Origin of the sequence: Pedobacter duraquae (genome assembly GCF_004362245.1) — a bacterium.
Taxonomy (GTDB): domain Bacteria; phylum Bacteroidota; class Bacteroidia; order Sphingobacteriales; family Sphingobacteriaceae; genus Pedobacter; species Pedobacter duraquae.
The window spans coordinates 347,449-363,060 of record NZ_SNWM01000002.1; the positions used below are offsets into that span (position 1 = coordinate 347,449).

At 41.7% G+C, this 15,612-nt stretch carries 11 protein-coding genes; 3 read left to right on the forward strand and 8 right to left on the reverse strand.

Translation table 11 applies throughout. The features are described from left to right. Positions 1-11 precede the first annotated feature (11 nt). The 7 genes from CLV32_RS07570 to CLV32_RS07600 form a co-directional block, all read right to left on the reverse strand. Complete coding sequence (locus CLV32_RS07570) at positions 12-1,166, reverse strand: prolipoprotein diacylglyceryl transferase (protein ID WP_133554081.1); 1,155 nt, start codon at positions 1,164-1,166, stop codon at positions 12-14. Positions 1,167-1,195: 29 nt separating this feature from the next. Beyond that, complete coding sequence (mtaB, locus tag CLV32_RS07575) at positions 1,196-2,515, reverse strand: tRNA (N(6)-L-threonylcarbamoyladenosine(37)-C(2))-methylthiotransferase MtaB (RefSeq protein ID WP_133554083.1); 1,320 nt, start codon at positions 2,513-2,515, stop codon at positions 1,196-1,198. A gap of 33 nt (positions 2,516-2,548) precedes the next feature. Beyond that, positions 2,549-3,112, reverse strand: coding sequence for a UbiX family flavin prenyltransferase (locus CLV32_RS07580; RefSeq protein WP_133554085.1), 564 nt, complete (start codon positions 3,110-3,112; stop codon positions 2,549-2,551). A gap of 388 nt (positions 3,113-3,500) precedes the next feature. Further along, positions 3,501-4,181, reverse strand: coding sequence for a DUF2306 domain-containing protein (locus tag CLV32_RS07585; protein ID WP_208110971.1), 681 nt, complete (start codon positions 4,179-4,181; stop codon positions 3,501-3,503). Next, the gene (locus CLV32_RS07590; RefSeq protein WP_133554087.1) at positions 4,147-5,073 is read right to left on the reverse strand and encodes a YARHG domain-containing protein; all 927 of its coding nucleotides are present in this window, start codon (positions 5,071-5,073) and stop codon (positions 4,147-4,149) included. Before CLV32_RS07590 ends, CLV32_RS07585 begins: the two co-directional genes overlap by 35 nt. A gap of 93 nt (positions 5,074-5,166) precedes the next feature. Beyond that, positions 5,167-8,829 (reverse strand): phosphoribosylformylglycinamidine synthase, encoded by a 3,663-nt coding sequence (gene purL, locus CLV32_RS07595; protein WP_133554089.1) that lies wholly within the window; start codon positions 8,827-8,829, stop codon positions 5,167-5,169. 172 nt (positions 8,830-9,001) lie between these two features. Then, positions 9,002-9,850: a metallophosphoesterase family protein gene (locus CLV32_RS07600; protein ID WP_133554091.1), complete on the reverse strand. Its 849-nt coding sequence runs from the start codon at positions 9,848-9,850 to the stop codon at positions 9,002-9,004. A gap of 271 nt (positions 9,851-10,121) precedes the next feature. Between CLV32_RS07600 and CLV32_RS07605 the strand changes: the two genes are divergently transcribed. The 3 genes from CLV32_RS07605 to CLV32_RS07615 are packed head-to-tail and all read left to right on the forward strand — an operon-like array spanning position 10,122 to position 14,790. Beyond that, complete coding sequence (locus CLV32_RS07605; protein WP_133554093.1) at positions 10,122-12,629, forward strand: XrtN system VIT domain-containing protein; 2,508 nt, start codon at positions 10,122-10,124, stop codon at positions 12,627-12,629. Beyond that, positions 12,626-13,966, forward strand: coding sequence for an exosortase N (gene xrtN, locus CLV32_RS07610; RefSeq protein ID WP_133554095.1), 1,341 nt, complete (start codon positions 12,626-12,628; stop codon positions 13,964-13,966). The genes CLV32_RS07605 and xrtN overlap by 4 nt, the downstream gene beginning before the upstream one ends. After that, entirely contained in the window at positions 13,963-14,790 is an 828-nt protein-coding gene (locus CLV32_RS07615; RefSeq protein ID WP_133554097.1) for an oxygenase MpaB family protein, read from the forward strand. Before xrtN ends, CLV32_RS07615 begins: the two co-directional genes overlap by 4 nt. On the opposite strand, the gene CLV32_RS07620 is transcribed toward CLV32_RS07615, so the two are convergent. Beyond that, a complete protein-coding gene (locus CLV32_RS07620) occupies positions 14,787-15,605 on the reverse strand; it encodes a helix-turn-helix domain-containing protein (RefSeq protein ID WP_133554099.1) in 819 nt (272 codons plus the stop codon). The genes CLV32_RS07615 and CLV32_RS07620 overlap by 4 nt on opposite strands. Positions 15,606-15,612 lie beyond the last annotated feature (7 nt).

Genomic DNA, 15,612 nt, shown 5'->3' on the forward strand with positions numbered 1-15,612 from the left:
TTTTTAAGGCATTAGTAATTGGCGTGTTTTTCCTTGTTTTTGATCGAATACAATACCAGGCATACGCCTGAGATAAAAAGTATCGAAGAAATCAATTCAGCCTGTGTAAACGGGATTCCCGCAACAGTATATTTTGAATTAACACGGATAAGTTCGATAAAAAAGCGCTCCAGGCCATTTAATATCAGGTAAATGCCAAACATCATTCCTGGTAACTTAATCTGTTTTCTGATTTTCCACAGGATGAGAAATAAAATAAAGCAGACTACGACTTCATAAATTGGTGTAGGATATACCGGAAGTGGCAGTTCGTTACAGAATTTACCGCTGCAGCCAGGAATTGGATTGCCTTCCATTGCGACGTTGTTTGGGTAAGTATATGCCCATAGCCAATCAGGCAACCAAGACAAAGGTTTAGGGTGCATGTTGACGATACCCCAATCACCGTCTCCTGACATATGGCAGCCGATTCGTCCAACACTATAAGCAAGCATCATCCCAGGGCCACCCACATCAAGCATGTGCAAAGGTTTAATACCGTTTTTACGGGCGATGTATATCACTGCAGCACCGCCGCAGATCAATCCGCCATAAAAGGTAAGTCCACTGAACGACAATAAACCACCTATTGGATCTTGAATAAATGTATCCCAATGCTCAAGGTTATCAAAGATCTTGGCACCTAAAAAGCCCCATATTGCGGCCCAAACTATCAGGTGTCCCATCATCTGATGTGGATGTTCTATAACCTCAACTGTTTTCGGCTGCGCCAGTTTATGCTTATTTTTTTCTGTATGATCCCAGTAAGCAAATAAGGCGGCAAAAGCAATACCACCAAGGATGTTACCCTTAAAGGAAAGTAAAACGGTTTGCGCGTCGTTAACAAACAGGCTGTAATTCAATAACGCATATACCAATTTATAGCCGATCAGAAATCCGAAGATTCCGTTCATCACCAGCTCTATAGTAGTTGCCGGTTTACCAATAACCATCTTTCTTTTTACGGGATGTAAGATCCCCAGCGCTTCTTTTCTTTCCAGTTCTTTAGAAAACGCCCAGTAACCAGCCATGAAGGCGAAAGCTACAAAAACACCAAAAGTATTGAAAGGAAGCGGAATCTGAATGCCAAAAAGATATGCTATAAAATGAGATACAGTAGGAAACATAAAAGAAAAAAGTTTATGCGAATATAGGATTAATGCACCAAAACTTCTTCAGATTCGGCAACTTCCACTTCCCCTTCAGCATTCATCGAAATCAACTTTACATATTTAATTTCGTTCACCATAACCGGATCATATTTAGCGCGTACTTTCACATAGTTTTTAGTAAAACCATGCATGTATCCACTTTTCTGATCATCCTCAAAAAGCACCTCTCCCACGGTACCCAACTGAGATTCATAAAATGCCCGTCTTTTTTTATCCGAGAGAATATGTAACATTTTGCTTCGATCAGCACGTGTGCTTCCTGCAATAGAACCCGGAAGTGTAGCGGCAACAGTTTGCTCGCGCTCAGAATAGGTAAATACGTGCAGGTATGAAATATCAAGATTATTTAAAAACTGATAAGTATCCAGAAAGTCCTCATGTGTTTCTCCGGGGAATCCAACGATTACATCTACACCGATACAGCAATTAGGAATTAATTTTTTAATTGTTGCCACACGTTCAGTATAGAGATCGCGTTGATATCTTCTACGCATCAAACCCAGAATTTTATCAGATCCCGACTGCAATGGGATATGAAAGTGAGGCACAAACCTTTTCGAGGAGGCTACAAATTCTATAATTTCGTTACTAAGCAGGTTTGGTTCGATAGACGAGATGCGAATACGTTCTATTCCCGCTACTTCGTCAAGCGCACGTACAAGGTCGAAAAACTTATCTTCACGTTTGCCATCCCGGATACCAAAATCACCAAGATTGACGCCAGTAAGCACAATCTCTTTAACACCGCTCTCAGCGATCTGCCTTGCGCGGTTAACTACATTTTCAATGGTATCACTCCTGCTACCGCCGCGTGCCAGAGGTATTGTGCAATAGGTACAAGGATAATCACAGCCATCCTGTACTTTCAGGAACGTACGTGTACGATCACCAATAGAATAAGCGGCGATAAAATTATGGTTAACTTTTTCAATATCCTGCTGATGCACTACAGCCTTAGGCAGTTTCGTAAGGTCTGAAATGTACTCAACAATTCTGAATTTCTCTGCTGCACCGAGTACCATATCCACGCCTTCAATTTCAGCAATCTCCGCAGGCTTTAGCTGCGCATAGCAGCCCACGATAGTAACGTAGGCATTAGGCGAATACTTAAGCGCTTCTTTTACAACCTTTCGGCATTTCTTATCTGCATGTTCAGTAACGGAACAGGTATTAATTACATATACATCAGCACCTGCTGTAAAATCTACAACAGCATAGCCGGCATCTGTAAACAGACGGCCAATAGTGGATGTCTCTGAAAAATTCAGTTTACAGCCAAGGGTATAAAAAGCGACTTTCTTCATTTGAATCTGCAAAGATAAAACTTTTGCCGACACTTATTCACTCCATCGGTAGCTATCCTGCTCTAATCCTGCCAAATCAATCACTCTGCTTACTACAGTCTGAGCAACATCTTCAATTGTGACAGGAATACTATAAAAGGATGGGTTTGCAGGGCAGATGATCCCACCAGCTTCGGTTACCGTTTTCATGTTATTGAGATGAATCAAACTGAATGGTGTATCCCTGACTACTGCGATTAGCTTACGACGTTCCTTTAAAATCACATCTGCGCCCCTGGAAATCAAATCGTTCGAAATACCCTGGGCTATGCGTCCCAATGTACCCATAGAACACGGTATAATGATCATCGTATCGTATTTTGCAGAGCCCGAAGCAAAGGGTGCATGAAAATCCATCTTGGAGTAGAAATCGAAAGGATACTGTTCGTAATCACTATGCCCCAGCTCAAAACGCCAAACTTCTCTGGCATTATCAGACATTACAACACCAACACGCTCTATCTGAGCAGATAATGCTTTCAGGTTATCAAGAAGTAGCTTGGCATAGATAGCTCCGCTGGCACCGGTAATTGCAACAATAATTTTTTTCTTTTTCATCTCTGCAGTAAAGATACAGAACGTAAATAAAAAAAGGGTCGAAAACAAGTTTCCGACCCTACATCTACCTATGAAAAACATACCCCCGAAAGGGTAAGCTCAAATGTAATTATCTTTTCTTATAAAAGAAAGTTTAAACATTGTTTTTTTTGATTGTAACGAAATAAGGGCTTACCATCCGGTCAAGCCCTTACGCTATTAACTAAACTAAAAACTAAAAAACGCTAACCTATAGCATTTATGAGTATGCATGCCGCTATGCCAACACTATGCCACCTCCTGATTATTGCGTTTAAAAGCACAATAGGGGCGCATAAGATAACATTGATGATCGTTAATGGACACTCTATTTTCATTCCCGAACAATCCTTTCGATCAGTCGTTAAATTTAAATGAATTTATTGCGGCGATATGTCCAGCTATAAATGAGCAATTCTGCAACAAGCAGATTTCCTGTCCAACCCAGCCAGGCAACAATCTGGTAGGCATCCATCGGATGGAGGCCAAAAAAATGAATAATCACCCATTTCCAGAGCCTTAGACTAATGGCGGATAAAGTAAGTGCATAACTTCTATACATCCAGTTCCGGTGTGCAGGCAAGTCACCGCTTAACGCTGATTTGAAACCCCGGTAAGTGAAGAACATCCATAAGATGGCAAGCAGGCAAAAAGCAGTCTGTGCAACCCAACCTCCATTTCCATAGAAACCCATAATCAGGCCGCTAGGCCCGGCGAACAAAAGAATGAGGATCACATAGCCCCTGCCAGAAAGTCGGTGAACGGTCAAAAACCGGCGACGTACATATCCTGAAAACTGAATAATCCCGCATACAAGTACAATAATACTCGTGTACACATGCGTAAAAAAAGCGATGCGATAATGAAGGAGTCCGGTTACGTTATCTTTAACACGCAGAAAAGCAACATCCGTGCGCGCAGGGATGTACTGTAATGTAATCAACAACATCAGGTAACTGAAGAAGAGTATTGAGACATACCAGGCGATCCTGAGTATCTGCCTAAGCAGGGAAACATTATCTGCCAAAGACATCATAATATTCTTCCGCATGCTTTTCATATTTCATCAGCAAACTGATATTTTTCTTTTCCAATGCGGTGAGATTTTTTTCAATATTTATGGAAACGGGCATGTACCATTCCTGCATATCAAAATAGGTCATCAAATCCTTATTTTTAAAAGAGAAGCCGTGTCTGGCGAAGATAGAGTTACGGAGAATATAAATGTCGGCCTTTTTCATATTGGCAACTTTCTCTCGTTTTAGTTCCTGTGTTGAGGCATTATATTTTCGAACATCCTCAGTGGTTGAATAAAAAGCTTCTTCCATCGACTTTTCCCCATCATAGTCCTGCTCCTGTTGCTTTGACTTCTTCCAATTTACGTAAGGAAAGTCTTCCAGTCTTCTTTGTGGGTCGTATTTAAAAAATCTCTTATTCAACTTATAATTCCTCGCAGGAATTTTGATTTCCTTATACGATTTCCAACCACCAATTAAAAGACTATCTCCCTTTGGGATGGTGAAATCAAATTTCCCATCAAACTGATCATCGCCAGGCTCTGCTACAGTAAAGACAAACTTCTTTTCCTCATCCTCTACTGTGCCGGTAAAAGGTCTGTAGTTCCCGGCCACAACACTGTGCCCTTTAACCTCAGTACCATTAATCTGATCAATGGATATCGTGATCTTGTGTGAGAGGGAACCACCTTCTTCATCTGCTTTCATATACGCAGTATCCGGCTCAAACATCCCCACCCAATCACCAATCAAATCCTCAGTATATTCTACCTGAAGCACATGATTTACTTTTCTTTCAACGGGTTGTACAACTTGTTGTACAGTATTTTCAACCGAGTCAGTCTGTTTGTTTTTGATCATCCCATCGCCACAGGCCTGGAAACAGGCTGCTAATAGCATTAAGGGAAGGTAGCGGAGTAATTTCATCTTTGGAGCAGTTTATTGTCATGAGCAGGCAAAAGTTATTCCAATAAAAAAGGCAATCTTCTCAGATTGCCTTATACTAACGATATAGTCTTTTTATTTTTTAGCTTCCAACCATTTTCTGGCATCAACAAAGGCTGTCATCCACGGTGTAACTTCATCTTTACGGCCTTCTGGATAATTTGCCCAGTTCCACTGGAAAATAGAGCGTTCAATATGTGGCATAATCACCAGGTGTCTGCCAGTAGTGTCACACATCATCGCCGTGTTATAATCTGAACCATTTGGATTGGCAGGATAGCTTTCGTAAGCATATTTGGCAACAATCTGATACTGATCTTCAGCGTAAGGCAGGTTAAATTTACCTTCACCATGCGAGATCCATACGCCCAATGTAGTCCCTGCAAGGCCTGAAAGCATAACCGAGTTGTTGTCCTGAATAGTCAGGGATGTAAAACCACTTTCATGCTTATGACTATCGTTATGTAACATCTTAGGTTTCACCTCATGATCTTTATTAATCAAGCCAAGCTCGACAAACAACTGACAACCGTTACAGATTCCAATTGACAAAGTATCTTCACGTTTAAAGAAGTTCTCCAGTGCAAGTCTGGCCTTCTCGTTATATAAAAATGCACCTGCCCAGCCTTTAGCAGAGCCCAATACATCCGAGTTAGAGAATCCACCAACGGCACCAATAAACTGAATATCTTCCAGCGTCTCCCTTCCAGAGATCAGGTCGGTCATATGGACGTCTTTTACATCGAAACCAGCAAGATACATAGCATTAGCAAGCTCACGTTCAGAGTTACTTCCTTTTTCGCGAAGTACTGCCGCTTTTGGCCTCGGTTTAGAAGGATCAATAACAGGTTTCTTTCCATCAAAATCCAATGGGAAAGTGTACTCAAGAACATGGTTTTTATAGTTATCAAAACGCTCCTTTGCTTTAACAGGACCACTTTGTTTCTGATCTAAAAGATAAGAGGTCTTGAACCAAACATCGCGCAAATGATCGATATCGAAACTCCAGTTTCCAGAAGCATCTTTTACTTCAAGTGAAGGTTTAGAGATTACCGTTCCTATTTTATGGTAGGCAACACCATGGGCACCCATTAATTCTTCTGCAGCGGCATCAGCCTGGAATACAAGACCAATATTTTCTGCAAACAGTTTAGCAACGATATCCTGATCACCCAAGGCAGATAAGTCTATCGAAGCACCCAGATTACGATCGGCAAAGCAAAGTTCCAGCAACGTAGTAATTAAACCACCACTGCCAATATCGTGACCAGCCTGGATATATCCAGCTTTAATCAACTCTTGCAAGGTGTTAAATGTATTTTTAAATTCGCCAGCCTGTAAAACATCAGGAGTTTCGGTCCCAATTTTATTTAAAATCTGTGCAAAAGAAGAACCTCCCAATTTGTACTGATCTCCTGATAAGTTGATGTAGTAGATGGAACCTCCACCCTTACGCAATACAGGCTCTACTACTGCAGTGATATCATCGCAATGGCCCGCTGCAGAGATAATCACAGTTCCCGGAGAGATCACCTCTTCATCTCTATATTTTTGTTTCATCGACAAGGAGTCTTTTCCTGTCGGGATATTAATACCTAAATCAATTGCAAATTGGGCACAAGCCTTAACGGCAGCATATAAACGGGCGTCTTCACCTTCGTTTTTGCAGGCCCACATCCAGTTTGCAGAAAGTGAGACACTTTCCAGGCCATCTTTTAAAGGCGCCCAAACGAGATTTGACAAAGATTCGGCGATGGCGTTGCGACTACCTGCAGCCGGATTAATCAAGGCTGACAGTGGCGCATGGCCTATTGATGTTGCAATACCATCTTTACCCTGGTAATCCAATGCCATTACACCACAGTTATTTAAAGGCAATTGAAGTGGGCCCGCACACTGCTGTTTTGCTACGCGACCGCCTACGCAGCGGTCAACTTTATTTGTCAGCCAATCTTTACTCGCTACAGCTTCGAGTTGCAGTAACTGCTCCAGATAGGTGTCTATTTTCTCTACGTCGTAATTGATTTCAGTATACTTACGGTCTACCGTCTGATCGTGCATCACCACCTTTGGAGAGCTACCAAACATATCGTCCATTTTCATATCCATTGGCTTGGCGCCAGTGGTAGCCGATTCAAAGGTAAAGCGGTGATCGCCGGTAACTTCGCCAACAGTATACATCGGCGCACGCTCGCGATCGGCTATCTTCTGCAGCGTTTCGATGTGTTCCTGACCGATTACCAATCCCATACGTTCCTGAGATTCGTTCCCGATAATTTCTTTGGCTGAAAGTGTTGGATCACCTACTGGAAGCTTATCCAGGTCAATTTTTCCACCTGTTTCTTCTACAAGTTCTGATAAACAATTGAGGTGACCACCGGCGCCATGATCATGTATGGAAACAATCGTATTATGATCACTTTCCACCATTCCACGTACGGCATTGGCAACTCTTTTCTGCATCTCTGGATTAGAGCGTTGGATCGCATTCAGCTCAATACCTGTGCCCATAGCACCTGTATCTGCTGACGATACCGCAGCGCCACCCATACCTATTCTATAATTTTCTCCACCCAGAACAACGATCTTGTCGTGCTCAGCAGGTTTATGTTTTTTAGCCTGATCAGCCTTGCCGTAACCAATACCGCCAGCTTGCATAATCACTTTATCGTACCCAAGTTTCCTAGCGTCTTCCTCATGTTCGAAGGTAAGCAGAGAACCCGTAATAAGTGGCTGACCGAATTTGTTACCGAAATCAGATGCACCATTAGAAGCCTTAATCAGAATATCCATAGGCGTCTGGTACAACCAGTTCCTTTCGTCCATTGCTTTTTCCCATGGGCGATCTTCGGTAAGGCGCGAGAAAGACGTCATATAAACCGCAGTTCCCGCTAAGGGAAGTGAACCCTGTCCACCTGCCAATCTATCTCTGATTTCTCCGCCCGATCCTGTTGCAGCACCGTTAAAGGGCTCAACTGTAGTAGGAAAGTTATGTGTTTCGGCTTTCAGAGAGATTACCGATTCAAAATCCTTTATTTCGTAATATTCAGGAACATCGGCACGCTTAGGTGCAAACTGCTGTATAACCGGTCCCTTTACGAAAGCCACATTATCCTTATAGGCAGAAACGATTCCATTTGGATTGGCTTCAGATGTTTGACGGATCATTTTAAACAATGATACCGGCTGTTCTTCACCGTCAATTACAAAAGTTCCATTAAAAATTTTATGACGGCAGTGCTCTGAGTTTACCTGCGAGAAACCAAAGACTTCAGAATCCGTAAGCTTCCGCCCTATTTTCTGTGAAAGTTCATTAAGATAGTTTACTTCTTCTTCACTTAACGACAGTCCTTCCTGCTTATTGTAAGCAGCAATATCATCAATATCCAGAATCGGCTCGGGCTGAATGCTGATTGTATACAGCTCCTGATTCAGCTCTTTATATTTCTGAAGCAACATCGGATCATAATCTGAAAAATCATCCGCTACGCGCTTAAACTCTTCGATTCTGATGATGCCATCAATCGCCATGTTTTGTGTGATTTCCACAGCATTAGTACTCCATGGCGTAACCATTGCTGCCCGGGGGCCAACAAAGAAGTCTGTAAGTACAGTTTCCTGTTGCAGCTCCGCGCCGCCAAAAAGCCAGGTTAATTTTAAAATATCTGATGCTTGGAGGTTTTGTTGTAGTTGAACAGCAAAGACAGTATCAGCCTCGTTGGAAAAGAAATAAATCATGGTTTTTATTTATGCCGCAAAGGTACGGTAAAAACCTATGTTTATCAATCTATAGGATGCAAAAAAGACCAATTCTGATGCTGACAAGCGCAGCATGTTTCAATTCTGACAACAAACAAACATGAGGGGTGTTCATAACAGCCAAACATGGTCATGCATATCCACCAACAGGTTAAAAGCGGGTGTCGTTGAGTTGCGGCGACTGGCTGGCATTGACCTGATACGTATAGATCTGTCCGTCTTCGTCAACTTCCACGATACGATAACCCTTGTAAGCAGTTCCCCAGTTACCACCGATATGAGCATCAAAGAAATGTGGCAGTTTTTCCGTGTAAAAAACAGCATCCAGACTATGATCATGACCATGAAATACAGCTTTCACGTTTGGATAACTATGCAGTAACTTAACAGTGTCTGGCGACTCCACAAAAGGGTTTTCGGGTACCCATAGATGTGGCGGGATATGTAAAATGACAAAAACAGTCTTCAGCCCTGTCAGCTTATCCAGCTCACGTTTTAAAAAAGCATGATCTGGGGGGAGATAAACGCCTTTATTATTTGACGTATTTGCCAACACAAAGCCTACTCCATTTTTCTGAAAGGAAAAATTATCTTCGTACCCAAATACAGCCTTCCATAAAGCGGTATCCGCATGGTCGTGATTACCTGGTATCGCATAAAAAGGAACCTTTAAGCGATCGTAATAGTCGCGCTTTACTTCAGCAAGTAAATCGGGGCGGTCGTGCACTAAGTCGCCATTAATAATCACAAAATCCAGTGATTTTTGTTCGTGCGCTTTATTAAGCCAGCCAACCATATTCTCGTGATCCTGTTTAAACGGCGTGCCTGGTTGCGCATAATGTCCGTCTGATGCAATTGCAAAGCGGAGCAGGTTTTTACCACCAGCTACCGGAATAACAACTTCTCCCGGTGCAGCCGCCAAAGCAGTTACCGATGGCGGAAGGACAGCAAGAGCAGCACTGGCAAGGCTGCTCTTAATAAAAAAACGTCTGTCAGACATACTATTTCAGTTAAGATAATGCAAAAGTAACTACCGCTAGATAATCAGCACGTGATTTTTGTTATCAAATTATTAAATAAAAAAAGTTTTCGCCCGACATATTAATAGCATGCCCCCTAAACCACTATTCACCTATCTGAACATAAATTGTTTGGAATGTTCGAAATAATGTATTTACTTTGAATATCAAAGTACTTTAACTACAGCAGGCTTCTGCTATTTTTTATCGTTACCAACTTTGAAAAACAAAGCACTTTCAAAAAATAAAACTATGAAACAGTTTTTTAACCTCAACCTAAAAGATCCGGTTTACAAAACCGGAATTATTCTGGTCGCAATTTCATTTCTCATTTTTGCGCTGACAACTAATATCGTATCTGATATTGGAGCTGGAATATTTGTAATAAATTATAGCATCGCCGCAGTTTATCAGATTTACCTGATCGCCTATTGGTTTAAAGCATACAAATGGAAATGGAGCAAAGGTGATCTCCGCCATACCGTACTCCTACTGGTGCTTTTGTTTATTAGCGCATTTGCACTGAACCGGGAAATGAATGTATTTGATGCCTCAGTAACCTGGTGCTCAGTCTGGATCATATTGTCAACAATTGCAATCCTGCTGGCTTCAAATTTAAATGCGTCGGCCAGCAGATTATGGAAAAACAGCATATTTTTTGTCCTTGGTTCAGCGCTGGTGCTATTCATCTACTACGCCATCTATCTTTTTCCCTTATACCTGATCAGCCTGGTCGGACTGTTAGCAATAGGGATTTCTATTCACAGTTTTGTTCCCGCCTTTCTGGCAGCTGCTGCGCTTGCAGTTGTTATCAGAGCCATTCGGGAAGATAAAAAACTCTGGTATTCAGTCAGCTTAGGTTTTTTGTTACCTATACTACTTGCTACGGCTTTTTCGGTAAAATGGTTTCATACCAACAAAGAAATCAACACTTTAATCGATCATAATACTTTGAATGAGCCTAAGCTTCCGGCATGGATTCAGGTGAGTCAACAACTTACTCCTGACTTCATGACCGAACGTTTGCTAAAGACCGGACTGGTATATCATGAGGTAGATTTAGATCATTTGTTCTGGGGACCGATGCCGGGCTCTTCTTTTGACGAGCAGAAACAACATGATCCATTGGTGGTAATTGCCACACTACTTTTCAAAAGACCCAATCTTGATGAACAAGATCGAATTAAGATATTGAAATCCATGTACCAGGCCAGACATCAGGCACAGGACAGACTTTGGGCGGGCGATCATCTCGAAACAATCAGCGTTGTTAGCAACATCAAATTATATCCGGCATACCGGATGGCTTATACCGAAAAAACATTGAGCATCAGGAACAACGCTAAATCTCAATGGAGTAATCAGGAAGCCATTTACACCTTCCACCTCACCGAAGGTTCTGTTGTTTCCTCACTATCACTCTGGATTGACGGAAAAGAAGAAAAGTCAAGACTCAGCACCAAGGCAAAGGCAGATTCTGCCTACCGAACCATCGTCGGCATAGAAAGGCATGATCCTTCAGTAATCCATTGGCAGGAAGGAAATACAATCACCGTACGCGTATTTCCATGCACACCCAAGGAAAACCGGAAATTCAAGATCGGCGTTACAAGTCCGATGCTTAAAAAAGGTAACCAACTTATCTATCAGCCAATATCTTTTGATGGACCGATGGCAAGTAACGCATCTAAAATCACACAATTAACACATTCGGGACCCATTAAGGACTTAAGACTTCCTTCAGCTTTCACACAAACAAGTCCAGAGGTATATCAGTCAGAAAACGACCAGTCCGCTGTAGAGATATCTTGTGCAGCAACACCATTGTCGACAGCAGCATTTTCTTTCGCTGGCGCGGGATATCAATTAGAAAATTACAATAAAAGATATCGCTCATTTACCGCCCAGCATCTTTATCTCGACATTAACAGTAGTTGGACAAAAGCGGAGTTTGATACTATCTGGGCAAATGCGCAGGGAAAAGCAATCTATGTATTCGACGATAAAATGATCAGACTTAATGTGCTGAATCGAGATGCATTGTTTACCAAATTAACGCGATATAATTTCAGTTTGTTTCCTATTCAGGAAATAAGCAGCCCTGAGCGGTCATTACTGATTTCAAAAGGAGGCTTCCAATCGCCCAACTTAGGTGATCTTGATGATAGTATTTTTGGAAAGGAACTGGTTGCCTATTTAAAAACACCTAAACGCCTGCAGGTTTTCAATCTCGGTCCGCTGGAAAGCCCGTACCTAAAAGCACTTAAAGAACTTCGTGTCTTCACCGTTGAAACCGGAACAATTTCAGATCTGGGCAAAACGTTAAGCAAACATATTTTTATTCAAAATCAAGAGAATGAACAGATTGTAGTTATTGAAGATGCGGGCATGATGATCAGGAAAACGGGCGTTATCAAATCGCAAAATGCTCCAGACCATTTGTTGCGTCTATTCGCGTATAATGATATCATGAAAAAGGTAGGTCCGGACTTCTTCTCCAAAAACTACATCCGGCCAGAATTGATCGGAGAAGCCGAGCAAGCATTTATTGTCTCTCCTGTATCAAGCTTAATCGTGCTGGAAACTCAGAAGGACTACGACAGATTTGATATTGAGGCAAACAAAAACAGTCTGAAAAATGCATCTATGAAATCATCAGGCGCGGTTCCTGAGCCACATGAATGGGTGTTATTTATCTTATGCATTGGTACTGCTGCCTATGTTCTCCATAGAAAAAGAATAATAAATACTGCTTTATGATTGCTATAAACCTAAATAAGCCAGGCTTAGCTTCTCCTTTACTAGGGATAAGTCTGGCATATCTGACGATTATACTCTGGTTTCTGCCCAGCTACCTCAATTGGGATTTGAATCTGTATGCCGGACTGATCCTGATTCCTTTCATTTGTCGGATTAAGCGCAATCGACTGTCCATGCGATACCTGCTTCCAGCAGTTGGTTCCCTTATATTAGCGATTTGCCTTCCTGTTAACACTACATTTTTCATAGCGCTACTATTTAGCACGCTGTTGTTTCTCGAAAGTAACTTTGGCAAATTAACAGAGGCTTTCCTTTTTCTACTTTTCCTGATATCACCAGTGTTTAAATACATTTTTGGAACTGTAGATTTCTCAATCAGGCTATGGCTTACGGGCAGAGTTGCAGCGCTACTCAACAGCATGGGCATTCATGCTACGGCGGTAGGTAATCAGATCGAACTGGAAAAATACAGCTTTGCCGTGGATCCTGTTTGTGCAGGTTTAAATATGTTGATCATCTCCCTCATTCTTTGCCTGTTTTTAATCGTCCAATACCAAAAGCAGAGTGGCCGTTCACTTAATTTTTTATGGGTTGCTGCACTATTTCTATTTACAATCGTCTTAAATATATGTGGTAATTTTTTCAGGATTTTTCTGCTGGTTATATTTAAGATTATGCCCGGCACGTTTTTTCACGAATTATTTGGCATACTATGTTTGGTTATTTACGTTATTCTCCCGTTAGTACTTGGCTTAAAAACATCGATCAGTCGCCAAGGTGTTCACATACCGCAGGAAAAGTATCAACAAGATTTAGCCCTTAATCCACTGCGACATCCTGTATTGCAATTTACCCTGATTGCCAGCTTGATTTTTGCAGGTACCAGAATTGTAACGGCAGATACGTTGATTACAGTAAACGAAAATATCCAACTAACAGGCTTCAAAAAAAATCTGCTAAAAACAGGAATCTCTAAGTTCGAGAATGACGACCTGTTGATTTATATTAAGCCTACTCCTTTTTATGTGCCCGGTCATGATCCTAAAATCTGCTGGACAGGAAGCGGTTACGACTTCAAGCAAATCAAGAAAGAAAGAATAGGACATTCGGATATTTATACCGCTTTGCTAGTGAAAGGAAAAGATAAAATCTATGCTGCCTGGTGGTTTGACAGTGGTACTACAAGTACAGTCGACCAACTTGAATGGCGGTGGAAAGACGCCACCGGGCATCATCCTTTTTACCTGATCAACGTCAATGCAATGAATCGAAAAAACCTTAAAGAACAAGTCATCAGCCTACTTTCCAACCGAAATTACTTAATAGCAAAACCATGACTACAGCAACCGGGGAATTAGATCCCACCTCAAAAAATACAGCTGAAAAGATCCTTAATAAGGGCTTTGTAAGCAAAGATTCTGTTGTCCGAAAAATATGGGGCAATACGGATGTGATCTTATTTATCTTTGCGGGTGCCGCGGCAGAGTTCGCATTGAATAAGGCCGTCGATTGGCTTTATTTTACCGGTAAACTGCCAAAAGATCCTTTAGCGCGTTTGTTTTCAACAGTTGTTTACGCACAGCGGATAATTTTCTCTTCTGCAGTTGATGCTAACGCAGCGATAGATCAGATTACAATGATCCACAAAAATGTGGAGAATGCAAGGGCTTCAACTATTCCCGACTGGGCCTACCGTGATGTATTATTTATGCTGATTAACTATTCGATACGATCTTTTGAAATATTGGAACGCAAACTCAGTCACGCCGAAAAAGATGAAGTGTTTAACACCTTCTACAGGGTGGGCAAACGAATGGGAATATCCGGACTTCCTTTAAATTTCTCTGCCTGGCAGCTTGCTCACCGGCGTCAGTTACAGGAAGATCTGACTTATAGCAGGCACTCAAAAGATCTGTTTAAACAATACAAGAAACATCTGGGATGTCCCAGATATTTCCTGATGCGTCAGATACAGGCATTAACAGTACCGGCCAGCGTAAATGAATTGCTATTGTTGGGATCCGGAAAACCAATCAGACCGATATTAAGGTTGTATAAGCTGACTCAACGTTTCGGACTACAAAAAACGATAAGAAACCTGATTCTTCCGAGGCAATACAAAGAACGAATCCTCGCGCTTGGCAACCCGCCGAACCGCTAATTGTGGCTATTTTTTGAAAGTTGATTTGGTGACATGCCATATTTCTTTTTAAACGTAAACGAAAAGTGCGACAGGTCTTCAAAACCGACTTCAAGGTAGACCTCAGTTGGCCTTTTCTTTTTCTCCGCTAAGTGATAATAGGCCAGCGACAACCTTTTATCGCTGAGCCACCGTTGCGGAGTAGTACCAAAAAGCTGCTTAAAATCCCTGTTAAAAGTAGACAAGCTGCGTCCCGTCAGGTATCCAAATCTCTCTAGCGGCATATTGAACATAAAATTATGCTGCATAAAATTGATGAGATCTATCTTTCCGGGCGCATCAAAGTTAGCCAAAACACGATCCACACCGGGATCAATTAAGCGTAAGATATTTATCGCCTCCTCAATTTTCAACGCGGCAAGATTTTCCGGGAATTCTCCTGCCACGCTAAAATAAGGAATCAATGAGGCCATGCAGCTTTCCAGCAATGGATGATTGCTAAAACTGTAGATCTTCGGCGCTGTTTCTATAGTTTTGTTTACCGCTACGTGCTCATAAAACTTCTTCAAACGGTCTGTCGACAAATGCATCACTACCGTTTTATGAGGCAAACCGTCTTTTGGATAATTAATGATTGTTGCGAGTTCATTTCTCGGGATCAGAAAAATATCTCCAGTTTTGAAATTGAACGTTGACTCTGCCTGTATGATTTTCGTTTCACCCGAAATAAACCACACCAGCATATGATCCTCAAAGATGAGATCTGACTTAAACAGCTTATCCTCATAACTGGATAGCTTGATGTCTTTGGTTAGGTATTTGGACAGATGCTCCATCTGTATA